The sequence below is a fragment of the Corynebacterium pyruviciproducens ATCC BAA-1742 genome, assembly GCF_000411375.1.
Classification (GTDB): domain Bacteria; phylum Actinomycetota; class Actinomycetes; order Mycobacteriales; family Mycobacteriaceae; genus Corynebacterium; species Corynebacterium pyruviciproducens.
This window is the reverse complement of sequence record NZ_KE150446.1, coordinates 1371112-1392405: the sequence shown is the minus strand read 5'-3', so window position 1 is coordinate 1392405 and position 21294 is coordinate 1371112. Positions and strand designations below refer to the sequence as shown.

Annotated in this window: 21 protein-coding genes and 3 tRNA genes; 9 read left to right on the top strand and 15 right to left on the bottom strand. The window is 63.8% G+C overall.

Annotated features, from left to right (window positions below; translation table 11 throughout):
• The first annotated feature begins 12 nt into the window (after positions 1-12).
• From HMPREF1219_RS06060 to HMPREF1219_RS06045, 4 genes are all read left to right on the top strand, one after another.
• Positions 13-94, top strand: a tRNA-Leu gene (locus tag HMPREF1219_RS06060).
• A 53-nt stretch (positions 95-147) separates the two neighbouring features.
• Entirely contained in the window at positions 148-438 is a 291-nt protein-coding gene (locus HMPREF1219_RS06055) for a DUF3618 domain-containing protein (protein ID WP_016458013.1), read from the top strand.
• Positions 435-1025 (top strand): DUF305 domain-containing protein, encoded by a 591-nt coding sequence (locus tag HMPREF1219_RS06050; protein ID WP_016458012.1) that lies wholly within the window; start codon positions 435-437, stop codon positions 1023-1025. The genes HMPREF1219_RS06055 and HMPREF1219_RS06050 overlap by 4 nt, the downstream gene beginning before the upstream one ends.
• A gap of 45 nt (positions 1026-1070) precedes the next feature.
• Positions 1071-1346: a DUF3618 domain-containing protein gene (locus HMPREF1219_RS06045; RefSeq protein ID WP_016458011.1), complete on the top strand. Its 276-nt coding sequence runs from the start codon at positions 1071-1073 to the stop codon at positions 1344-1346.
• Positions 1347-1389: 43 nt separating this feature from the next.
• Here the strand turns inward: HMPREF1219_RS06045 and HMPREF1219_RS06040 are convergent, their stop codons facing one another.
• The 3 genes from HMPREF1219_RS06040 to bcp are packed head-to-tail and all read right to left on the bottom strand — an operon-like array spanning position 1390 to position 3601.
• Positions 1390-1869 (bottom strand): gluconokinase, encoded by a 480-nt coding sequence (locus tag HMPREF1219_RS06040; protein ID WP_016458010.1) that lies wholly within the window; start codon positions 1867-1869, stop codon positions 1390-1392.
• On the bottom strand, positions 1869-3098 hold the full coding sequence (gene manD, locus HMPREF1219_RS06035) for a D-mannonate dehydratase ManD (RefSeq protein ID WP_016458009.1): 1230 nt from the start codon (positions 3096-3098) through the stop codon (positions 1869-1871). Before manD ends, HMPREF1219_RS06040 begins: the two co-directional genes overlap by 1 nt.
• Positions 3099-3151: 53 nt before the next feature.
• Positions 3152-3601 carry a thioredoxin-dependent thiol peroxidase gene (gene bcp / locus HMPREF1219_RS06030; protein WP_016458008.1) on the bottom strand — a complete coding sequence of 150 codons (450 nt, stop codon included), beginning with the start codon at positions 3599-3601 and terminating at the stop codon, positions 3152-3154.
• 82 nt (positions 3602-3683) lie between these two features.
• Between bcp and HMPREF1219_RS06025 the strand changes: the two genes are divergently transcribed.
• Positions 3684-4817 carry an HNH endonuclease signature motif containing protein gene (locus HMPREF1219_RS06025; RefSeq protein WP_016458007.1) on the top strand — a complete coding sequence of 378 codons (1134 nt, stop codon included), beginning with the start codon at positions 3684-3686 and terminating at the stop codon, positions 4815-4817.
• Positions 4818-4842: 25 nt separating this feature from the next.
• Here HMPREF1219_RS06025 and HMPREF1219_RS06020 read toward each other — a convergent pair whose 3' ends face one another.
• The 5 genes from HMPREF1219_RS06020 to HMPREF1219_RS06000 all read right to left on the bottom strand — a co-directional run bounded on the left by HMPREF1219_RS06020 (position 4843) and on the right by HMPREF1219_RS06000 (position 12448).
• A complete protein-coding gene (locus HMPREF1219_RS06020) occupies positions 4843-6864 on the bottom strand; it encodes a cytidylate kinase family protein (RefSeq protein ID WP_016458006.1) in 2022 nt (673 codons plus the stop codon).
• Positions 6854-8575, bottom strand: coding sequence for a beta-glucuronidase (uidA, locus tag HMPREF1219_RS06015; RefSeq protein ID WP_016458005.1), 1722 nt, complete (start codon positions 8573-8575; stop codon positions 6854-6856). Before uidA ends, HMPREF1219_RS06020 begins: the two co-directional genes overlap by 11 nt.
• Entirely contained in the window at positions 8568-9755 is a 1188-nt protein-coding gene (locus HMPREF1219_RS06010) for a mannitol dehydrogenase family protein (protein ID WP_016458004.1), read from the bottom strand. The genes uidA and HMPREF1219_RS06010 overlap by 8 nt, the downstream gene beginning before the upstream one ends.
• Positions 9752-11161 carry a glucuronate isomerase gene (gene uxaC, locus HMPREF1219_RS06005; RefSeq protein ID WP_040426975.1) on the bottom strand — a complete coding sequence of 470 codons (1410 nt, stop codon included), beginning with the start codon at positions 11159-11161 and terminating at the stop codon, positions 9752-9754. The genes HMPREF1219_RS06010 and uxaC overlap by 4 nt, the downstream gene beginning before the upstream one ends.
• Positions 11162-11407: 246 nt before the next feature.
• On the bottom strand, positions 11408-12448 hold the full coding sequence (locus HMPREF1219_RS06000) for a LacI family DNA-binding transcriptional regulator (RefSeq protein WP_016458001.1): 1041 nt from the start codon (positions 12446-12448) through the stop codon (positions 11408-11410).
• A gap of 96 nt (positions 12449-12544) precedes the next feature.
• Here HMPREF1219_RS06000 and HMPREF1219_RS12795 point away from each other — a divergent pair, with 96 nt between their 5' ends.
• On the top strand, positions 12545-14095 hold the full coding sequence (locus tag HMPREF1219_RS12795; RefSeq protein ID WP_016458000.1) for a hypothetical protein: 1551 nt from the start codon (positions 12545-12547) through the stop codon (positions 14093-14095).
• Between the two features lie 64 nt (positions 14096-14159).
• On the opposite strand, the gene HMPREF1219_RS05990 is transcribed toward HMPREF1219_RS12795, so the two are convergent.
• Positions 14160-14232 (bottom strand) — tRNA-Lys (locus HMPREF1219_RS05990).
• 98 nt (positions 14233-14330) lie between these two features.
• Between HMPREF1219_RS05990 and HMPREF1219_RS05985 the strand changes: the two genes are divergently transcribed.
• On the top strand, positions 14331-15530 hold the full coding sequence (locus HMPREF1219_RS05985) for a L,D-transpeptidase (RefSeq protein ID WP_016457999.1): 1200 nt from the start codon (positions 14331-14333) through the stop codon (positions 15528-15530).
• Here the strand turns inward: HMPREF1219_RS05985 and HMPREF1219_RS05980 are convergent.
• Positions 15449-16438, bottom strand: coding sequence for an LLM class flavin-dependent oxidoreductase (locus tag HMPREF1219_RS05980; protein WP_016457998.1), 990 nt, complete (start codon positions 16436-16438; stop codon positions 15449-15451). The genes HMPREF1219_RS05985 and HMPREF1219_RS05980 overlap by 82 nt on opposite strands.
• A gap of 10 nt (positions 16439-16448) precedes the next feature.
• The gene (locus HMPREF1219_RS05975; protein WP_016457997.1) at positions 16449-17099 is read right to left on the bottom strand and encodes a hypothetical protein; all 651 of its coding nucleotides are present in this window, start codon (positions 17097-17099) and stop codon (positions 16449-16451) included.
• A gap of 67 nt (positions 17100-17166) precedes the next feature.
• Here HMPREF1219_RS05975 and HMPREF1219_RS05970 point away from each other — a divergent pair, with 67 nt between their 5' ends.
• Positions 17167-17763: a hypothetical protein gene (locus HMPREF1219_RS05970; protein WP_016457996.1), complete on the top strand. Its 597-nt coding sequence runs from the start codon at positions 17167-17169 to the stop codon at positions 17761-17763.
• Positions 17764-17803: 40 nt separating this feature from the next.
• On the opposite strand, the gene HMPREF1219_RS05965 is transcribed toward HMPREF1219_RS05970, so the two are convergent.
• From HMPREF1219_RS05965 to cmrA, 3 genes are all read right to left on the bottom strand, one after another.
• Positions 17804-17876: transfer RNA gene (locus HMPREF1219_RS05965), tRNA-His, on the bottom strand.
• 54 nt (positions 17877-17930) lie between these two features.
• Entirely contained in the window at positions 17931-18542 is a 612-nt protein-coding gene (gene orn / locus HMPREF1219_RS05960; protein ID WP_016457995.1) for an oligoribonuclease, read from the bottom strand.
• Between the two features lie 11 nt (positions 18543-18553).
• Positions 18554-19354: a mycolate reductase gene (gene cmrA, locus HMPREF1219_RS05955; RefSeq protein ID WP_016457994.1), complete on the bottom strand. Its 801-nt coding sequence runs from the start codon at positions 19352-19354 to the stop codon at positions 18554-18556.
• A 38-nt stretch (positions 19355-19392) separates the two neighbouring features.
• On the opposite strand from cmrA, the gene nagA reads away from it, so the two are divergent.
• On the top strand, positions 19393-20538 hold the full coding sequence (nagA, locus tag HMPREF1219_RS05950; protein ID WP_016457993.1) for an N-acetylglucosamine-6-phosphate deacetylase: 1146 nt from the start codon (positions 19393-19395) through the stop codon (positions 20536-20538).
• Here the strand turns inward: nagA and nagB are convergent.
• Entirely contained in the window at positions 20484-21290 is an 807-nt protein-coding gene (gene nagB / locus HMPREF1219_RS05945; RefSeq protein ID WP_016457992.1) for a glucosamine-6-phosphate deaminase, read from the bottom strand. The genes nagA and nagB overlap by 55 nt on opposite strands.
• Positions 21291-21294: the final 4 nt, after the last annotated feature.

Genomic DNA, 21294 nt, shown 5'->3' with positions numbered 1-21294 from the left:
TCAGGCTGATGCGCGCCCGTGGCGGAATTGGCAGACGCGCTGGATTTAGGTTCCAGTGCCTTATGGCGTGAGAGTTCAAGTCTCTCCGGGCGCACAGGTTGTAGAGGCCCCACCGATTCTGGTGGGGCCTTAGCTATACTTATCCGTATGGCACGAGATATTCACGATATTGAGCGGGACATCGCCCGCCACCGCCGCGACCTGGCTAAGACCCTGGATAAGCTTGCGGAGGAGGTTTCCCCCAAGAAGGCCGGCCAGCAGTTTGCCTCACTTGCCCAGGACAAGGTGCAGGAGGAAAGCTTCCAAAAGAAGGTGCTCGCGGGGCTTGCCGCCCTCGGCGTGGTTATCGCTGCCACCGTTATTACCAAGCGTCGCGATAAGAAGCAGGTGGAAAAGCTCAGGTCGCTTATCCGAGCGCGCCGTGAAGCGCTGCAGTGAAAAAGCTCGTTTCCGCTATCGTCATCGCCGCTGTGAGCGTGGCTGGGTGCACGCCGGTGATGCAGGGGCAGGGAAGTCCCTCGGAGGTCGCAGGATTCACCCGTAGTGGCTCTATGCCTGCGGAGGCCAACATGGTTGACGTGTTGTTCCTGGCGCTCATGGTGCCCCACCACCAGCAGGCGGTGGACATGTCGGACATGCTGCTTGCGGACCCGGCGATTAGCCCGGAGACCAAGGACCTTGCGCAACGCATCCGGACGACCCAGGCGGCGGAGATCGAGTACATGGATTCGCTTGCCGAGGACTGGGACCAGGAAGAGATCATGCGTTCCCACGCCGACCACCTGTCCATGGGCATGATCAGCCAGCAGCAGATGGAGGAGCTGAAGAACTCCACCGGTGCCGGTATGGAGAAGTTGTATCTCAGGCTCATGTACCGTCACCACGAGGGTGCCATCAAGGAGCTCGGCAACCTCGTCACTAACGGTGGCTACCAGCCGCTCAAGGATCTCGCCCAGCACATGACGGACCAACAGCTCGCCGAGATGGACGAGATGGTCGGTCTTTTGGGCGAGAAACCTGTGTAAAATAGTCGAACATACATCCCCGCGACGTTGAAGGATTGATAATTTATGGCCCGTTCCCTCGATGATATCCAGGCAGACATCGACCGCACTCGCGCTCACCTGGCCTCCACGCTCGACCAGCTTGCCTCCAAGACGAAGCCCGAGGCGCTTGTCGACGACACCAAGGCGCAACTCACCGCTCGTGTAAAAGACCCGCAGGTGCAAGCCATCCTCGGCGTCGCCGGGGCAGTTGTCGTCGTCGGGATCATCGCTTCGCTCGTGCGCGGTTCCCGCAAGCGCAGCGAGTTGAAACGCCTGACACAGTGGCTGGAAGATAAGTAAAAAATAACCCTCGGAGATGTACTCCGAGGGAATTTTTTTGAGCCTACCGCACGGCCTGGTAGGCCGCCTCCACGATGTCCTCCACCGGCTGGTCGATATCGATGAGCACGCTTGGCTCATCGTCGGCCAGCGGCTCGAGGGTGTCGAACTGGCTGTCTAGCAGGGAGGTGGGCATGAAGTGTCCTTCGCGTCCCTGTACCCGCTCGAGGTGCACCTCGTATGTGCCGTGGAGGTGCACGAAGAACGTGTTCGGCGCTTTCTTTCGGATGATGTCGCGGTAGCTGCGCTTGAGTGCGGAGCAGGCGATGACCCCGTCGTCACGCTCGCTGAGCCACTGGCCCGCGAGCCCCAGCCAGGGCTCGCGGTCCGCGTCCGTCAGGGGCGTGCCGGAGCGCATTTTGTCAATGTTTTCCTTGGGGTGCAGCTCGTCTCCGTCCTTGTACTCGATGCCGAGTCGCTTGGCGAGCTGGCATCCGACGGTGGACTTCCCGCAGCCGGACACACCCATGACGACGATATGCATTACCAGTTATGCACCGTGCCGTCGGCAAGCCTGTTGTAGGGCAGGTATGCCTGCTCGTAGGGGAACTTCTCGGCGATCTCCGGGTGGAATTCCACGCCGAGGCCGGGCTTGTCACCAGGGTGCAGGAACCCGTTCTCAAAGGTCATGGAGGTCTCAAACACCTCGAGGGTGTCCTTGGAGTGGGTCATGTACTCCTGCGCACCGTAGTTGTGGATGTTGATGTCCAGGTGCAGCTCGGCGGCGAAGCCGATGGGGGAGACATCCGTCGGGCCGTGGAAGCCGGACTTGATCTGGTACGGCTCGGCCTGTGCCATGACCTTCTTCAGCGGGGTGATGCCGCCGAAGTGGGTGGTGGCGCAGCGGACGTAATCGATGAGCTGGTCATCGATGAGGTCCTTGATGTCGTACACCGTGTTGAATACCTCGCCGATGGCGAGCGGGGTGGTGGACTGTTGGCGCACGTAGCGGAGGTTCTCTTGGTTTTCGCCCAGGGTGACGTCTTCGAGCCAGAACAGGTTGTACGGCTCGAGCGACTTGGCAAACTGGGCGGCCTCGCGCGGGGTGAGGCGGTTGTGGCCGTCGTGTAGCAGTGGCAGCTCGGGGCCGAACTCGTTGCGCACGGCCTCGAACACGGTGGGCACGTGGCGCATGTAGGCGGCGGAATCCCAGTCCTCCTCCACGGGCCAGTCGCCACGGTTGGCGGGTTCGAAGTCGTAGCGCATGCCGGAGGACTGGTCCTGGGCGGCGACGCCGTACAGCTTGTTGATGCCCGGCACAGAGGTTTGCACGCGGATCATGGTGTAGCCGAGATCCATCTCGTAGCGGATGGAGTCGAACAGGCTCTCCAGGTCGGTGCCGGAGGCGTGGCCGTAGGCGCGGGCGCCCTTGCGGCAGGCGCCGCCGAGCAGCTGGTAGACGGGCATGTTGGCCATCTTGCCCTTGATGTCCCACAGGGCCATGTCGACGGCGGCGATGGCGGCCATGGTCACCGGCCCACGGCGCCAGTACGCAGAGCGGTAGAGGAACTGCCAGGTATCCTCGATGTTGTGGGCATCGCGTCCGACGAGCAGCTGGCACACGTGATCCTTGAGGTAGTGTGCGACGGCGAGTTCACGGCCGTTGAGGGTGGCGTCGCCGACACCGACGACGCCGTCTTCGGTCTCGAGGCGGAGGGTGACAAAGTTGCGGGACGTGGAGAATACGTACACGTCGGCTTTCGTGATCTTCATGCCTCTAGTGTCTCCCGAACGCCCCACTTCCAGCTAGTTGTTGCCAGAAGTTGTTACAGGTCGAGATCGCGGCGGATGCGGTCAACGTGTCCCTTCGCCCGCACGTTGTACCAGGCGTGTTCGATTACGCCGTCAACCACGTAAAACGTGGAGCGGATAACACCCATGACGGTCTTGCCGTAGTTCTTCTTCTCCCCGTACGCCCCGTACGCCTCCGCCACCGCGTGGTCCGGATCCGATAGCAGCGTGAAGTTCAGCCCGTGGTCCGAAATGAACTTTTCCAACTTCTCCGGCTTGTCCGGCGAAATCCCCAGCACCGGCAGCCCCAACGACTCAATGTTGTCCCGGAAATCGCACGCCTCCGTGGTGCACCCCGGCGTGTTCGCCCGCGGGTAAAAGTACACGATAACCTTGCCCTCCTCCGGCAGGCTTACCGAATCCCCAGTTGCCGAAGTCAGCGTAAAACCGGGCGCCTTATCGCCCTTTTCCAAACGTTTCGTCATGCCCCCACTCTACGGCGGGGGTAGCAAGCCCGCACCCCCCCATATCCTGCGGGCCAGTGGAAAGGCTTTTACTGTGCTAGATATGAATCACGACCGGGGGGCTGATTTTCTCGCCCTGTACTCAGACGCGATGGGGAACATTCTGGGGGTTTACCACGGTTCCACCATCAGGCAACTCGTCGCCCGTGGTGCGGATACCACGCTGGCGAGGACGATCAAGAAGCTTTCGTCCATCTATTTTGGTTCGTCGACGGCAGCGAAGAAGCAGCGCGATTGCCGCGCGTCCGCCAGCGCCAACCGGCACACGCTGGGCACGCTCAAGGAGATTGAGACCCAGGTGGGCCACCTCAAGGACAAGCGCAAGGCGTGGCAGGTGCGTTGCGGGTTGACGGCGCTGCCGGCCGATCTTGCGACGATTCGGAAGCGTGGCGCGGAGATTGTCGCGGCTATTAACGGCACCGGGGTGGTAAACCCGTCCAAGGCGGCGTCGGCGCGCCGGGTGAATAACACCACGTACATGGATTTCCATATTCGCACCGAGAGCAACCTTGTCACCCAGGCGTTCACGGCTGCCAAGGCGTACGCGGAGAAGGAGGGCATCCCGGTGTCGGACGCGGCTTGTCTGCTGATGCTCGGCAACGCCACCGGCAAGGTTCCGTTGGTCACTCCGGTGGTTGTGCTTCCTTTGGACGAGCGCGTGCTGGGGGTCACCCCCGCTGAGCGCGCCCACGCCGTCCTCTCGCTGTCCAACGGTGCACGGATGACGGTTCAGGAGTTCACCCAGGCTGCGGTCACTGACCATGGTTTCGCTCTCACGGTTGATCACGTCACCGGTGAGGACCTTGGGCTGTTCACTCTCCGTCACGAGGACCCCGACGCTCGCTTTGCCGACGCTTACCAGAGGCTAGTGCTCAAGGCCAAGAATCCTGTGTGTGTTGCCGACGGGTGCGGTGTCGGCGCCGACTTCTGCCAACCGAACCACGTCAAGGCCTACAAGAACGGCGGTAAGACGGTGACCTCCAACCTGGCGATGCTGTGTGCATACGATAACGGCCGCAACGACGACGACCCGGAAAACCCCATGCATGGCCGGGTGGAAAAGATCGACGGCCTGGAAATGTGGGTTCCCGCCTTCGGCGGCGACCCGAAGCTGAACATGCACCCGACCGCGTTGGGGGGTGCGATTAGGTTGGCAAAGAAAATGGCGGAGCTGTAAAAAGCTCCGCCATAGCCTGGCGCGACTAGTCCCGTTTAGCCTGCGGGTACTTGTCGTAGTACACATCGGCGATGATGTCCACGATCTGATCGTAGGTCACACTCGATGTGTTGAGGACCAGGTCGTAGGACTCATCCGTATTGGGGTCCCACTGGTAGAGTGCGCGTGCCATTTCCGCACGAAGGCGGTCTTCTGCATGGCACTGTTCCTCGGCTTCGGCTGCGCCGAGCCCTGTCTTGAACATGACGCGCTCCACACGCTTGCCCAACGGGGCAACGAGCCGGACGTGAAGTGCGCCCACCACGTGGCGCAGCACGATCGCACCGTTGCGCCCGAGCAGCACGCCGCCGTTGTCCACGGCTTCTAGCACGTAGGCGGTGTTGTTGGCGGCAATCTCTCGGTCGGCGGCGATGCCTGCCGCATCGTTATCTACGGACACGGACCGCATCCAGCGGCTGAAGGCGCTGTCGCTGATGAGCGTGTTGCGGTCTACCTGGGACAGTGTCTTGGAGCTAAACCGCTGCTCCACGTACGGCACGCCGAGTTTCTCGGCGAGCGCCGGCGCGATCTCGGAGGCACCCGAGCCACGCTGCCCGAACACGGTGACGATCGGCGGGACGGCCTCGCCTTCCTTGCGGATCCGCATGGTGCGGCCGTCGCCCACGTTGCCGGTGACGATCCGGTCGGCGGGGACACCCGCGTGCTCTGCCACCGCTTCCTGCGTCCGCCGCTTGTTCAGCTCGGTGACAACCTGTGCGTGCCGGTCAGCGTCGAGCCTATAGAAGAACATAACCACGAGCGCCAGGGCGGCGAGGATGGCCGGCACAGCACCGGTGGCGATGCGGATGCCCTGCAGTGCCTCGGCGGACTGGGTGTCTGCCCTTGCCACGTATCCGAAGGCTGCGACGACGGCACCGCCGACCCAGCCGCCCAGGCCCTGCCCGCTCTTGCGGATGAACGAGAGGATGGAGTACGACCCGCCCTCGGCGCGGGTGTTGGAGACCCATTCGCCGTAGTCCACGGTGTCGGCCTGCATGGAGAACATGAGCGAGTTGGTGCCGCCGGTGCCCACGCCGAGCAGGAACCAGGCGATGATCCCGAGCAGCAGGGAGCCACCGGGCATGAAGAAGATGAGCAGGTATCCGGCGATAGCCACAAGCCCTGCAGCGATATAGCCATTTCGCTTGCCAAACCGGGCGGTGATCTGGGGCACGAAGCTGGCGATGAGGATGGTGCCGACGGTTTGGGCCAGCATGAGGAAGGTGAACCAGCCGGCGTTGCCGAGTACGTAGCGGGCGTAGTACATGCCCACGGCGTTCATGGTGAACATGGCGCCGAGCAGGAAGAACGCGCCGAGGCACAGGGTCAAAAGCGGCTTGTTCCGCTTGATCATTCCCAGCGTGGTGCGCAGGCTGACCTTGTTCTCACTGCGCGGCACGACCTCGCGGGCGTTGGCAAAGCAGATGAGGTACAAGATGATGGCGAGTACGCCGAGGCCCACGCAGGTGAGCGTGAACTTGAGGCGCACGCCGTCGGCGGCGGTGTCTTGGAACTGCGGCGCGATGACGGCGGACAGGGCCACGCCGGTGACGGCGGAGGCGATGGAGCGGGCGCCGGACAGCTTGGAGCGGTCGACGGGGTCCTGCGTCATGGCCGCGGACAGCGAGCCGTAGGGGATGTTGACCAGCGAGTAGCACAGCTGGAAGGCGGCGTCGAAGAGGAAGATCCAGGCGATCGTCGCGGTGGGCCCGAGTCCGGCGGGGACGCTGAACAGCAGGACGAAAACGATGGCTAGCGGCGTGGAGCCGAAGAGGATCCAGGGGCGGAGCCTGCCCCAGCGGGTGTCGAAGCGGTCGACCATTTGTCCGCTGAAGAGGTCGGTGATGCCGGCCCAGACTTTGGTCACGCCGTAGATGGTTCCGGCGACGCCGGCGGAGATACCGGCGATTTCCGTCATGAAGACCATGAGGAACATGGATGTCATCATGAAGGATAGGTTGTTTGCTACGTCGCCCAGCGCGTAGCTTATTACTTTGTTAGTTTTCACGGTGTGTCCACCTATCTCGTAGGTACCGGGCGGCGGCCTTGGGACGGCGGTCGCGTGTGAATGCGCCCTTCTTGTTGCCGTCGACGCGGGCGAAGCCTGGTTTGGTTTGGAAGTCGGCGAAGTTCCACATGTGTTCGCCGATGACGTTGTCGCATTCGTCGAATACCTCGGAGTTGGCTTCCAGGTAGGCCACTTGGTAGTCCTCGGTGAAGAGCGAGTTGTAGAGGGAGTGGAGTCCGGCGACGGTGTCGGCGCCGTATTCGGTGATGATGATGGGTTTGTCGCCGAAGCGGTTGATCCAGCCGTCGAGTTCTTCGCGGAAGTGGATCTTGGCTGTTGGGAGGTCGCCGGCGTCGACGTACCAGCCGTAGTAGCGGTTGATCATCATGACGTCGAATAGGTCGGTGATGTGGCACTTGTCGTACGGGGAGGTCATGACGTTGACGTAGCCGATGGGCCGGGTGGGGTCGCAGTCGCGGGCGAGTTTCGCCAGCGGTTCGAAGTAGGCCCTGGAATCGGGGTCGGTGGTGTCGGGTTCGTTGGCGATGGACCACAGGACCACGCTGGGCCGGTTCTTGTCGCGGGCGATGAGGTCGCGGATGGTGTCGGCGTGGTGGGTCTGGGTGTGCTCGTTGACGGAGTCGGGCCCGTAGGTCTTTTGGACGGCGCTGCCGAGGATGCCGCCGGCGACGGAGGTGTTGAGGCCGACGGCGGGGGTTTCGTCGATGACGACGATGCCGTGCCTATCGCAGTAGTCCATCCATTCCTCGGCGTAGGGGTAGTGGCTGGTGCGCAGCGAGTTGGCGCCGATCCAGTCGAGCAGTTCCATGTCGCGTTGCATGGAGACGTCGTTGTGGGCTTTGCCCAGCGTTTCGTGGTCTTCGTGCATGCCGAAGCCGGTGAAGTAGAAGGGCTTGCCGTTGATGAGGAAGTGGTGGCCTGAGATTTCGACGGTCCGGAAGCCGAACTGCTCGCGGTAGCAGTCGACCACCGAGTCGCCGTCGACAAGCTCAATGAGGAGGGTGTAGAGGTTACCGTCCCCGGGGGCCCACAGTCGTGGCTTGTCGACGCTCAGCGCCCCCTTCTCCCCGGTCCCACTGACCTCGCCCTCGACGACGGTGACACGCACCTCGCCCGGCTCGGACTGCCTGACCTCGTAGTGGCACACGCCATCCATCCCGGCGACGATCCTCACGTCACACACGTGCCGTCTGGGCTTATTTACCAGGTACATCGTGCGGTGAATGCCGGAATAGTTGTAAAAATCGTGCATGTACTCCTGGCGCAGCGTGCCATCCGGCGCCGTCACCACCTTGCCCGGCGGAATGCACGTCATGTCCAGGCGGTTATCCACCTCGACGATGACCTCACAACTCGTCCCGGGGGTGACAAGGTCCGTGATGTCGCACTCGAACGGCAGGTAACCGCCCTTGTGGCGGCCCACCTCCGTGCCGTTGACCTTCACCACCGCGTGGTGCGTCACCGACCCGAAACGCAACGACACAAGCCCCGTGTAGGACTGGGGCACGAACACGTCGCGCTTGTAGTAGTACACGCCCACGTGGTCGCGAACCTCGCAGTCAGCGAACACGTCGTTGACGGAACCGGGGACCGCCATCTCGCGGTCGTATGTCTCACCGTCGAGCGAAAACTGCCAGAAACCATCCAGGGGCTGCAGTTCGCGGGTCTCATTCAGCTGTGGCCTAAGCACTGCGAATCTCCTTTACTGTGGCGCGGATCTGATCATCCGCATCGATGCCCAGCACCCCGCACAGGGCCTGGACGGGGTCAGAATCTTGCTTCGCGGCCGCGATCTCCTCGGCGCGCGTGTCCTTAATCTCGTCAGTGGAAAGGCAATAAACGATCCAGGCTGCGATGGACCATGCCGCGCCGGGCCCGTGGGCGATGCCGTAGATCGGCACGGCCCGGTTCATCTGCTTCGTTGCCCCGTCGATGGCGATCTGGGCCAGGTTGTGGCGGATATTCGGATTCTCAAACCGCTCGATGAGGCTCGCCCGGTAGTCCGTCACGTCCATGGGCAAGCCTTGAGCCGCTTCGTTCCATAGGTTTTCTACTTTTTCGCGCACGGCGGGGTCGGCGATCGCGTCGGCGACGGTTTCGTGCCCCTTGAGCTGGCCGTAGTAGGCCATGAGCGAGTGGGAGCCGTTCAAGAGCCACAGTTTGCGGTGCTCGAAGGGTTCGATGTCATTCACGAACTCCACGCCGGCGTTTTCCCAGGCGGGGCGGCCGGCAGGGAATTCGCCCTCGATGACCCAGCTGGCGAACGGCTCGGTGACCACGGGGGCCTTGTCGGCGAACCCGGTTTCCTTTTCCACCAGCTCGATGAGTTCGTCGGTGGTGGCGGGGGTGATGCGGTCGATGGAGGTGGTGGGGAAGGTGACGTTGTCGTCCATCCAGGCGCGCAGGTCGGCGTCGGCGACGGCGTACACGGCGGCCTTGCACTTGGCGCCGTTGCCGGAGACGTTGTCGCAGCTCATGATTGCGATAGGTCCTGCACTGGCCCGCTGGCGGGCGGCCAAGCCTGTGGCGAGGCGGCGGGGTGCGGAGTTGTCGGAGGTGTCGTCGTAGCCGGCCTCGGTGATGGTGAGGGTAACCACCTTGACGTCGGGGGAGGCCATGAGTTCGGTGAGGCGTTCGACGTTGGAAGCGGGATGGGTTTCGGTGATGGTGTCGATGAGTTCGAAGGAGTCGCCGTCCTTGGAGCGGGTGACGAGGGTGTATTTGTTGCCCTGCGCGGTGAGGAGGTCGCTCATGCGGGCGGAGCGGCCGGTGAAGGAGACGTAGTTCCAGTCGGGGTCGGCGACGTGGGTGTACCAGACTTGGTGGGCGCGGTGGAAGGCGCCGAGTCCGAGGTGAACGAGTGTGCTCATAGGTTGAATACCCTCCTGGGGGAGTTGTCGATGAGGTCTACGATGATGTCTGCTGCGCGGTCCTCGGTGAGGCGGTGCTCGGCGACGAGGCGGGCGAGGTAGCTGGCCTCGACGCGGCGGGACGTGTCGTGGCGGGCGGGGATGGAGCAGTAGGCGCGGGTGTCGTCGATGAAGCCGGAGTAGCGGGAGAACCCGGTGGTGCCGGTGGTGGCTGCGCGGAAGCGCTTCATGGCATCGATTTCGTCGATGAACCACCAGGGGGCGCCCGCGTAGGCGGCGGGGTAGTAGCCGGCGATGGGGGCGATTTCGCGGGAGAAGACTGTTTCGTCCATGGTGAACATGACGAAGTGGAAGTCGGGGTTCTCGCCGAAGTCGGCCAGCAGGGGCTGCAGCCCGTTGATGTAGTCGAGCCCGAAGGGGATGTCGTGTCCGGTGTCGGGGCCGAATTTCTTCAGGGCGGTGGGGGAGCTGTTGCGGTAGACGCCGGGGTGAATGGTCATGACGAGCCCGTCGTCCTGGCTCATCTCTGCGAACCGGTAGGTCATGTTGGCCTCAAAAACGAGGGCTTCGGCGAAGGTGGCTTCGCCGCGCAGGCCCATGTCTAACAGCGCCTGGGCCTCGGCGGGCTCGAGCGGGGTGGTTTGGCAGTTGTGGATGCCGTGGTCGGTGCTCACGGCGCCGTGGTCGATGAAGTACTGGCGGCGGTTGCGCATGGCCTGGAGGTAGCCCTCGTAGCCGGTTTTCCCGTCGCCTGCGGTTTCAATGAGCTTGTCGACGTTCTCCGCGAAGCCTTCGTTGTACATCTTGGTGTAGGCGTCGGGGCGGAACGTGGGCAGGACCCTGGGCGCGAAGCTCGCGTCGGCGTGGAGCGCGGCGTGGGCGGCGAGGTCATCGAGCGGGTCGTCGGTGGTGGCGAGGACATCGAGCTTGAATTTCTCGGCGAGCTCGCGGGGCCGGAAGTCGGGCTGTGCCAGGACGTCAGACAGCGCGTCGTAAAGCGTATCGGCCTGCTCGGCGCAGATGCGGGAGGGGTCGATGCCGAAGACGTGGGCGAACTCCTGCTCCACCCAGTAACCGGTCGCGGTGCCGGCGAAGAGGTCCCAGTTTTCGCAGAACAGCCGCCAGGCGTGGCGGGGGCCCTGGCCCTCGTGGCCTCCGACCTGCAGTTCCTCCATGTCGATGCCGGCGGAGTGGAGGAGCCGGGTGAGGTAGTGGTCCGGGCTGATGAGCAGCTTGGTGGGGTTGGGGAACGGGGTGTTGTCCACGAACATCTGCGGATCGAGGTGGCCGTGCGGGCTCACGATGGGCAGATCCGCCACGTAGCCGTAGAGGCGACGGGCGATGTCGCGCGTCCCCGGATCGGCGGGGAAGAGGCGATCAGGATTGTAAGCGGGGTGGTTGTTCATGCCTTCAACATATCCCGAGGTGAGGCCGAAATAACCGCTGTTGCCAAAGGTTGCTTTGTGGCCCAGGTTACTTTTGAGTGCCGACCTGGGGATATGCACAAAGCGCTATTTTTGTTGTGGGAAAATTGCCCTTATGCCCGTGCATATCTGGGTGATTGCCACCATCGACCCAGGCTTTCTCGTGGTGACGACGGATGCTAGAAACCGGAACAAGCTCTTCGAAAGCTGGGGCCTGTCGCTGTTGGTCTAGCCCGTCGGGCCCGTCGATTCACGCACAATGAGGCGGGTGGGCAGCCGTCGCGGTTTGGACATGGGCACGTTCATGCCCTCGATGAGCGCGATCAAGTTGGCGGCGGCCACGCGCCCGACGGTGCGCAGCGGGCCCGCCACGGTGGTGAGCGTGGGGGAGCTGACCACGGTCATCTCGGTGTTGTCAAAGCCGATCACCTTGACATCGTCGGGAACGCGCATGCCATGCGCCTTGGCGCCCTGGATGAACCCGATGGCGACCAAATCGTTGTAGCAGATGACCGCGTCGGAGGGGCTATCTTTCCAGATCTCAAAGACGCGCCGCCCGCCGGTGACGGTGGGCGCATCCATGCGCAGCTGTCGCACCTGGATCTTGGCCAGCCGTTCCGTTTGGTCCCGGGTAGGTTGCAGGCCGCGGCCGTAGTCGCGGTCGGGGGCGTTGACGGAGTCGATGATGCCTCGCCAGCGCATGGAGTCCGCCCAGGCGCCCTCGGGGCCGGCGAGGTAGGTGACGGTTTTGCAGCCGTGGGCTTGGAGGTGCAGCATCGCCTTGAGGGCGCCGTCGTGGTTATCCACCAGCACGCTGGGCACGCCCTGGACGGGGCGGTTGCACACGACGGTGGGGATGCCGCGGGCGATTTTTTGGATGTCTGCGGCGGCGACGCGGGTGGAGGCGAGGAGGAGGCCGTCGACAAACGGGGTGAGGGCGGTGATGGAGCTGCGGCCGCGGACGTGGGATTCGTTGGTGTTGACGGTGGCCACGATCATTTTGTGGGTGGCGGCGGCATGGCCCGCGCCGCGGGCGAGCTCGAGGAAGAAGGGGTTGGCGATATCCGCCACGATGAGCCCGAGGATGCCCGTTCTACGATTGGTTCCGGCCCGTACTTCGAGGTCTTGGTGGTAGCCGAGTTCTATGGCGGCGCGCCTGATCTTCTCTGCTGTTTTGAAGCTCACCCGGTCCGGGCGGGAGAAGGCGCGGGACACAGTGGAGGCCGCAACTCCGGCGCGCTCTGCAACGTCGTAAATTGTAACGTCCATGTCTCTACTCTAGGCCTGTGGCGTTGTTTACGTTTGGTCTTTCATCCCCTACTCTAGTTAATAGAACTGTCACGATGATTCCTAGTTGAGGTGGGTATGGCGCACAAGAAGACCGTAGCAGTAGTGATGGCGGCGGCGTTGTCTGTCACGGGGGCTGTTTTTGTCCCCTCCCCGGCGTTGGCCGCGTACGCTACGCAGGGAACGGAGAAATCTGGCAAGGATGTGTTTTGGCTGGATTTCGCGGGTCTTCGTGGGCCCGACGGCAAGCTGATCCCCGGCAAAGAGGTCACCGTCCCGGGCCTGGATGGCTACACGGTAACGGTCAAGGTGGGCAAGGATAGCAAGACGGTGGGCGTCGATAAGCGTGCACTGGCCTTCGAGATTCCGGGCGAGCCGACGCTGGTGGGCTCGGACGCGAAAGTGGAGCTCACGGTGACGTTGACCAAGGACGGTAAGCCCGAGCCCCTCACCCTGGTGGTTCCGGATGTGTCCCAGGACGTCAAGGTGACTACGTCGGCCGGTGACTGGCGCGCTCACGCCCTCGACATCAGTGGCAAGCGTCTTGGCTCGAAGAGCTTTTCTGCACTCCCCCGCCCGGCCACCCCCGATACCCCCCTGGTCGCCACGGAGAACAAGGACAATTCCACCACCCTCACCCTCGAGCTGGGCAAGGATAACCAGAAGATGATGGTGGGTGTGCTCAAGGAACGTCCCGCCGATGCCGCCGCGCCGGTGGATCCCATCGCCGAGCTGGGACGTGGCTTCGCCGATCTGAACAAGGCCCTCGAGCCCCTCGTTGTGGCCCCCGCGTCGGTGCCGTCGGCGGTGTCGGCAGCGCCCTCCGCGGCGGCATCGTCCTCGGAGACGACCACGACCACTGCCCCGAGTAGCACGGAGACTACCACGAGCGAGCCGACTCCGACGGAGAGTTCCTCGGCCACCACGTCGTCGTCCGCGACCGTCACGTCGTCCGCCGAGCCGTCGCCCGCGCCCGCTGAGTCGTCGTCCGCGTCCGCTGCTACGCCCGTGCCCGATACGCCGATGAGCGAGGAAACCACCACCACCACCTCCACGACGACAACGACGACAACGACGAAGGAGGTGCCGAGCCCGGCGCCCACGTCAACGCCACGGCCAACGAAGCCCGCCAAGCCCGCGGGGTCGTCCGCCGCGTCCGATTCCGAGGCGATCATCGGCACCGTCGTGGGGCTTCTTGTCACCGGCGGCATGGTCGCAGGTCTTGCCGGAGGCACCCTCAACAAGGCGCTCGCGCCGTCGAAGCCGTCGGGAAATAACGACGGCACCTCGAAGACGGGGCCACAGCAGAAGAAGCCGAAGGTGACGGTGAAGCAGCCGGGTGGCGGCGATTCGCTCACGCTCGCGGAACTGAAGCAGCAGACCTCGGCCACGAAGCCGTTGACAAGCAACACAAAGAAGACGACGACGAAGACCAAGGTCTCCGCCAAGTCAGGGCAGAAGAAGCCGAAGATCTCCGTGGGGAAGTCCTCGTCCAAGAAGAAGTCCACCTCGAAGAAGAAGCTCGCTGATACCGGCGCGCCGGTGGGGCTGCCGGTGGGGATCGCCTCGCTGCTCATCATGAGCGGGCTGATTCTCCTTGGCGTGCGCCAGACCAGGAGGCAGATCTAGCAGCCGACGGGGGTCGGGGGGAACACAACAAAACCCGGTAAGACGAACTTACCGGGTTTTTCTGTGCGCCATCAGGGACTCGAACCCCGAACCCACTGATTAAGAGTCAGTTGCTCTGCCAGTTGAGCTAATGGCGCATGTCTTTAAGGCGTTGCCTTGCGACGAGACTTAAATATAATCTTTGGCCCAAGTATTGTAAAATCGTCTGGTCAAGGTGACATTCGAAGGAGCTTCAGTGAAGGTAAAACGGTATGTAGCAGTGCTTCTAGCTTGCGCAGGTGTGGTTTTTGCAAGCGGGTGCACCATTCCTACCGAGGATTCACACAGTGCGCCGCCGATCGAGAACACGATCGGGATTCCGCCGTCATTCACGGTGGGAGACGGGGCGGTCGTGTCCCCGAGCCAGACCATTGAGGTGCACACGTTCGGCACCGAACTCGTGGCAGCCAAGCTTGTGAACGATGCCGGCGAAGTCGTCGCAGAGCTGGGGGGACAAGGAAAGCTGGAGTCCCAGACGTCGACAAGCTCATGGAGAGTGACCGAACCGCTGGGCTACGGACGGGAGTACACCCTCACCGCCAGGGACTCCGAGGGACAGACCGTGGAATCCACGTTCGAGACGCTCACGCCGAGCTACAAGGCGGAGGTCTACCTCATGCCCAGCGACATGGAAGTGGGCGTGGGGCAGACCGTCAACGTCCAGTTCGACATCTCCATCCCCGATGCCTACAAAGAGGCCGCCGAGCAGACCGTCACGGTCACCGCCGACCCGCCCACCGAGGGCGCGTTTTACTGGGTCAACGAGTCGCAGCTGCGCTGGCGGCCGAAGGACCACTGGCAGCCCGGCACCAAGGTGCACGTGGAGGCCAAGCCGTTTGGCACGCAGCTGGGCAAGGCCACGTGGGGCGGCGACAACGTGGAGGCCGACTTCACCATCGGCGACGAGGTCATCGCCTACGTGGACAACAACACCAAGATCATGACGGTGACCAAGAACGGCGAAACCGTCAAGACGATGCCCGTGTCCATGGGGCGCGACGGTGGACGCTGGTCCACCCCGCCCGGCACGTACATCATCGGCGACAAAAACCCCTCGATGATCATGGATTCCGAAACCTTCGGCCTCTCCCACGAACAGGGCGGCTACCGCACCAAGGTGAACTACGCCACGCAGATGAGCTACTCGGGCATCTACGTGCACGCGGCACCGTGGTCGGTGTGGGCGCAGGGCAACACCAACACCTCACATGGCTGCATCAACGTGTCCACGGACAACGCCAAATGGTTCCAGGACTTTGTCAAACGCGGCGACCTCGTCGTGGTGACCAACACGACGGGCCCCGAGTTCAGCCCCTATGACGGGTTGGGCGACTGGAACTTCGACTGGGACACGATCTCCAAGGATTCCAGCAGCGAGGATTCGTCCGCGTCCTGAATTGAGAGCATGAGCTCGTCGGCGCGGGCGTGCTCGGCAAACTGGTCGAGGTAGGCCGCTACCTCCTCCGGGTTGCCCACGGCATTGTAGTGCAACATCTGGGTGACCTGGTGGCCCGCGAAGCTGTGCACCAGTTGGTCCAGCTGGTCGGTGGTGAGGTCGCGGCCACGCGCCACCATGGCGTGCACGCGGCGGCGGTAAATCTCCTGCAGCTTCGCCTGCGCCTCCTCGGTGGTCTTGGCCGCCGTCACGTTGACCGCCGCGATGACGTACGGCTCGGGGTGCTGCTCGCTCGGCTGGTACGTGCGCCTGTACGTGTCCACCGCCTCCTCGAGGTGCTCGGGCGCGAAGTGGCTAGCAAACGCGTAGGGGAGGCCGAGCTGCGCGGCAAGCGTCGCGCCGAACAGGGACGATCCGAGGATAATGATGGGCACGCGCGTGCCGGCGCCGGGCATGGCGTGCACGCCGGGGATGAGGGGCTGATCGTCGAAGTAACCACGTAGCTCCTCCACGTCCTGGGGGAAGCGGTCGGCGGCACCATGCGGCCGCCTGATGGCGCGCAGGGTGGTCGGGTCCGTGCCGGGGGCGCGCCCGAGCCCCAGCTCGATGCGCCCGGGGAACATCTCCGCGAGTGTTCCGAACTGTTCGGCGACGAGCAGCGGCGCATGGTTGGGTAGCATGACACCCCCGGCACCTAGGCTAATCGACGACGTATGGGCACCCACGTATGCAATGAGCACCGCCGGCTGCGACGACGCAATGGTGGCCATGTTGTGGTGCTCGGCGTACCAGATCCTGTCAAACCCGAGCTTCTCGGCGTGCTGGGCAAACCGCACGGAGCGCTCGAAGGCGGCGCCGGGCTTCTCGCCCGGGTAGATAGTGGCAAAGTCAATGAGTGAATACTTCATGGCTCCGAGCCTACCTATCAACTCCCAGTATCACACGCTCTACCGGCTCGCCGACGATCGGCTCCCACAAACTCGACTCCGCCCCCGACGTGTACACGATGATCCCCGCGCAGCGATCACGCCGGAACGATTCAAAACTCGACGCGTCCGCGTCATCCGGCGACAAGCTAAACTCCCGCAGTTCCAGGCCATCCGTACCGTCCTGCAGCACCTCGGCGAGGCTGCGGAACTCCACACGGAACGTCTGCGGCGTGGACAGCGTGAAGATGACATCCTCCGGGTTGACCGCCGTCGAACTGCTGGGCAGGGCGTAGGCCGTCTGCTTGTACCACGAGGTGGGGATGGTCACGCTCCACACCGGGTCCGTGCCCTGATAGTGGGCGAAGGTGGTGGGTCGCTCGGTGAACCGCTCCATCGCGCGGGCCTGCATCTGACCGAAGTTCGCAATAGTACCCACCCGCCCCGAGGCGTACATGCACGTGACATCCTGCGGGCGGAAATGGCCGGAAATGCCGAGATCGAGAAAGAACACGTCCTCAATCTCGGGGACCTCGAGGTCCACGCCGTCTCGCGGATCGAACCCCTCTGTGCAGTCGTTCAAACCCGCGATGTCATCATCGGGGGTCCTCACATACACGTATTGGGGGTCTACGGAAATCATGACATCAACCTTAGCCCATCGACCAGCGCAAAGTTACATCTTCGGCCGCTGCGGGGATAGTACGGGCATGAAACCGATAGCTTTGTTACTTGCCGGTGCCGTGGGGCTGACAACCGCGGTGTGCGCGACGCCCGCGGGGGCGGAGTCGAATGAGATTTCGGCGCTGCGTCTGGAGATGTGTGAAGTGAAGAACCCGCACTTTAATGGAAAATTCCTGCGCGACGCCATTGCGGATTATGGGTTCGCAAGCTGTGCCGAATACGCCGGCGTGAAGACGTCGACAAGCCTGGAAAGCCAGGCCCGGCGGGCCCTGGGTGGACAGGCGACGGCGGCGGGGACCACGGTGCTGGTGGCGCCGGGGGTGGCGCGGACGACGGCGTTTGGGACCACGTGGAACCTGGAGCAGCTGCCGTACCTGGAGCACGCCAAGGGGCATTCCACCTCGAACTCGGCGGAGCTGCACAACCTGTTGGATCCGGCGCTCACCACGTGGGGCGTGGCGAGCGATTCCCGGGGCACCGCCGCGGTGGCGCAGGGCACGGGGGCGACGCCGAAGCAGGAGAGCCCGCTGTGGGAGGTGCTGCTCGCCCTCCTCGGCCTGGCGGGCGTGCTGGGCACGCTGTTCTTTGTGCTCAAGCCGATTGTGGAGCCGTATTTGAAGTAGTGAAAAACCCCTCGGGAAATTTCCCGAGGGGTTTGCTAGGGGTGGATGACGGGGCTCGAACCCGCGACACCCAGGATCACAACCTGGTGCTCTACCAGCTGAACTACATCCACCATTGGTGCCTAATCGGCAGTGAGGGATATGTTACCCCACACCCTCGCGGAACATCAAAACGCCAGGTAATCCTTGTACCTCTCGTCGGCTTCGCGGGCCGCGGTGGCGGTGTCGCCGGCCTCGGGGCGCAGCATGCAGCGGCGGTAGTAGTCGAGCTCCTTGATGGATTCCACGATGTCTGCCAGCGCCCGGTGTGCGAGGCCCTTCTTGGGCTGGTGCGAGTAGACGGTGGGCATCCACTTGAGGGCGAGCACCTTGAGGGAGCTCACGTCGATCATGCGGTAGTGCAGGCGCGCGTCCAGGGCGGGCATGTATTCGCGGATGAAGCTGCGGTCGGTGGCGATGGAGTTGCCGGCAAGAATCGGCCGGTTTTCGCAGTGCTCGTCGATGTAGGCGATGATCTGCTTCTCCGCCTCGGCGCAGGTGAGGGTGGAGGCTGTGATCTCCTCGACGAGCCCGTTGGAGGTGTGCATCTTGGTCACCACGTCGTCCATCTCGGCGAGTTCCTCGGCGGTGGCGTGGATGACGAGGTCAAGGCCGTCGCCCACGATAGTGAGGTCGTTATCGGTGATGTGGACCGCCGCCTCGACGATGACGTGGCGCTTGGGGTCGAGCCCCGTCATCTCCAGGTCGATCCACACAATGTGATTGTCCTTGTTGCTCATGATTTTCAAGCCTAGGCCATCTTGGAGTAGAACCAACCCATGACCGGGGACAGAACCGAGGCGGGTGCCACCTGGCTGACGGCGTTCATCGCCTTGGATAGCGGGCCGGGCACCACGCGTCGCTTGTTGTGGGCCAGGGCTTCCAGGGATTCTGTGGCGCAGGATTCGTAGGTGGTCCACAGGAAGTCGGGCACCACCTTGTCCACGATGGACTGCTCTTCCTCGGGGATTGTTGCCTCCCGCACGGGGCCGGGGGCGAGCAGGGTGCAGGCCACGCCGGTGCCCTTGAGCTCGTAGTGGAGGGCCTCAGTGAACGTGTTGACCCCGGCCTTGGTGAACACGTACGTGGCGTTGTTGGGGATGGGCATGTTGCCGGCGGCCGATCCCACGTTGAGGATGGCACCCTCCCCGCGGCCGAGCATCCCCGGCAGCACCGCGCGGGTGAGTTCGAACACGGCGGTGGCGTTGAGCTCGAATTGCTTCGTCTCGTAGCCCCAATCCTGGTCCATGAACTTGCCAAAGCTGGCGATCCCCGCGGAGTTGACGATGATGTTGATCTCCCGCTCGCGGATCTCCTCGATGAGCTTTCCTCGCTGCTCAGCGTCGGCGAGGTCGACGGCCCGCACCTCGCACTCGGTGGGCAGCTCGCGGGCCAGTTCTTCAAGTACTGCTTGCCGACGCGCGACCAGGATCAGGTTGTACCCCCGAGCCGCGAGCTCGCGAGCGATGGCCCGGCCGATGCCCTGGCTCGCCCCGGTGACAAGGGCGCGGGCGGTGGGGCTGGGGGCGGGGAGGGAGTTGCGTGAATTCATGGTTACAGCTTAGCGTCTGGCGTTGTACGCTTAGTTGTATGACAACTACCGCCTTTCATGCCCCCTATCTTGTCGATGGCACCATCGGTGGAACGCTGAAGGATGCCTACCTTGTGGTCACCGATGCGACCGTGGCCGAGGTGACAACAACGCCGCCCACCGGGGCCGATGTAGTTGAATGCGGGGACGGGATCCTCGTTCCCGGGTACATCGATATTCACTGCCACGGCGCCAACGCCACCTCGTATGACGTCGGGTCAACGGAATTTGAGGCCGTCAAGCAGGGGCACCTGTCCCACGGCACCACCCGCGGGGTGATGAGTTTTGTCACCGCCTCCGTGCCGCGGCTGGTGGAGCTCATCCACGGGGCGCGCCAGATCGAGGACCCGTGGCTCCTCGGCGTCCACCCCGAGGGGCCGTTCCTCGCGGAATCGCGCAAGGGGGCCCACGATGCCGCCCTCCTCATTGACCCGGAGCCCGCGGTGGTTAACGCGCTTCTCGATGCCGCCGGGGGCTGCATTAAGCAGATCACCATCGCCCCGGAGCGCGCCCACGCCTTGGAAGCCATCGAGAAATTCGCCAACAACGGCGCGGTGCCCGCGGTGGGCCACACCGAGTGCGATTACGAGACGGCGCGGGAGGCCTTTGACCGGGGCGCCAGGATCCTCACGCACGCGTTCAACGCCATGCCGTCCATCCACCACCGCGCGCCGGGGCCGGTCATCGCGGCGCTGCGGGACCCGCGCGTGTGGATCGAGGTGATCAACGACGGCGTCCACGTCCACCCGGCGGTGGTGCGCAGCCTGTTTGAGGAGGCCGCCGACAGGATGGTGCTCGTCACCGACGCGATGGCGGCGACGAACTCGCCCGACGGCCACTACCTGCTCGGCGAGCTCGACGTCACCGTCAAAGACGGCGTGGCCCGGCTGGTGGACGGCGGAAACATCGCGGGCTCCACGCTCACGATGGATCGCGCCGTCGCCCGTGCGGTGACGGAGGTCGGCGTGGACGTGGATGTCGCCGTCGCCGCGGCCACATCCCACCCGGCAGAGGCAATCGGGGTGGAGGATAAGTTTGGCCGGCTAGCCCCTGGCTACCCGGCCGATTTCCTCATCCTTGATCCGCAGACCTACCTGCCGCGCGAGGTGCACACCGGGCGCTGCCAGTCCGGCTTGTTGGCGTAGGCGAACTTGTAGTAATCGGCGTAGGCGAGCCCTGAGGCGGCCGCCTCGTCGATGATCACCGTGGCCGTAGGGTGCATCTGTAGGATCGAGCCTGTGCAAATCGCCGAGACAGGGCCCTCCACCACGCCGCGGATGGCCTCGGCCTTGCCCTCGCCGGAGGCGAGCAGCACGAGGTGGCGGGCTTCCATGATGGTGCCCACGCCCTGCGTCACGCAGTGGTGGGGCACCGCATCGATGTCGCCGCCGAAGAAGCGGGCGTTGTCCTGGCGGGTCTGCTCCATGAGGGACTTGAGGCGGGTGCGGGAGGCAAGGGAGGAGCCGGGTTCGTTGAACGCGATGTGGCCATCGGTTCCTACGCCGAGGATCTGCAGGTCCACGCCTCCGGCATCGCGGATCGCCTGCTCGTAGGCGGCGCAGGCCTGCTCGATGTTGTCGGCGGCGCCGTCGGGGCCGTGGACGTTGTTCGTGGCGATGTCCGTGGCAGCGACAAAGTGGCGCTCGATGAAGGTGCGGTAGCGCTCGGGGTGGTCGGCGGGGAGGCCGACGTACTCATCGAGCATGAAGGCGCTGGCCTGAGAGAGTGAGAGCGTTCCCGCGTCGACGCGCCTGCCCAGCTCGGCGTAGAGGCTTAAGGGGCTGGACCCGGTGGCTACGCCGAGGACCGCGGCGGGCTTGGTGGAGATCAGATTTTCAACGTAGTCTGCGGCGATGGTTCCGATCTGTTGTAGCGATGAGGTGATAATGACTTCCATTTTT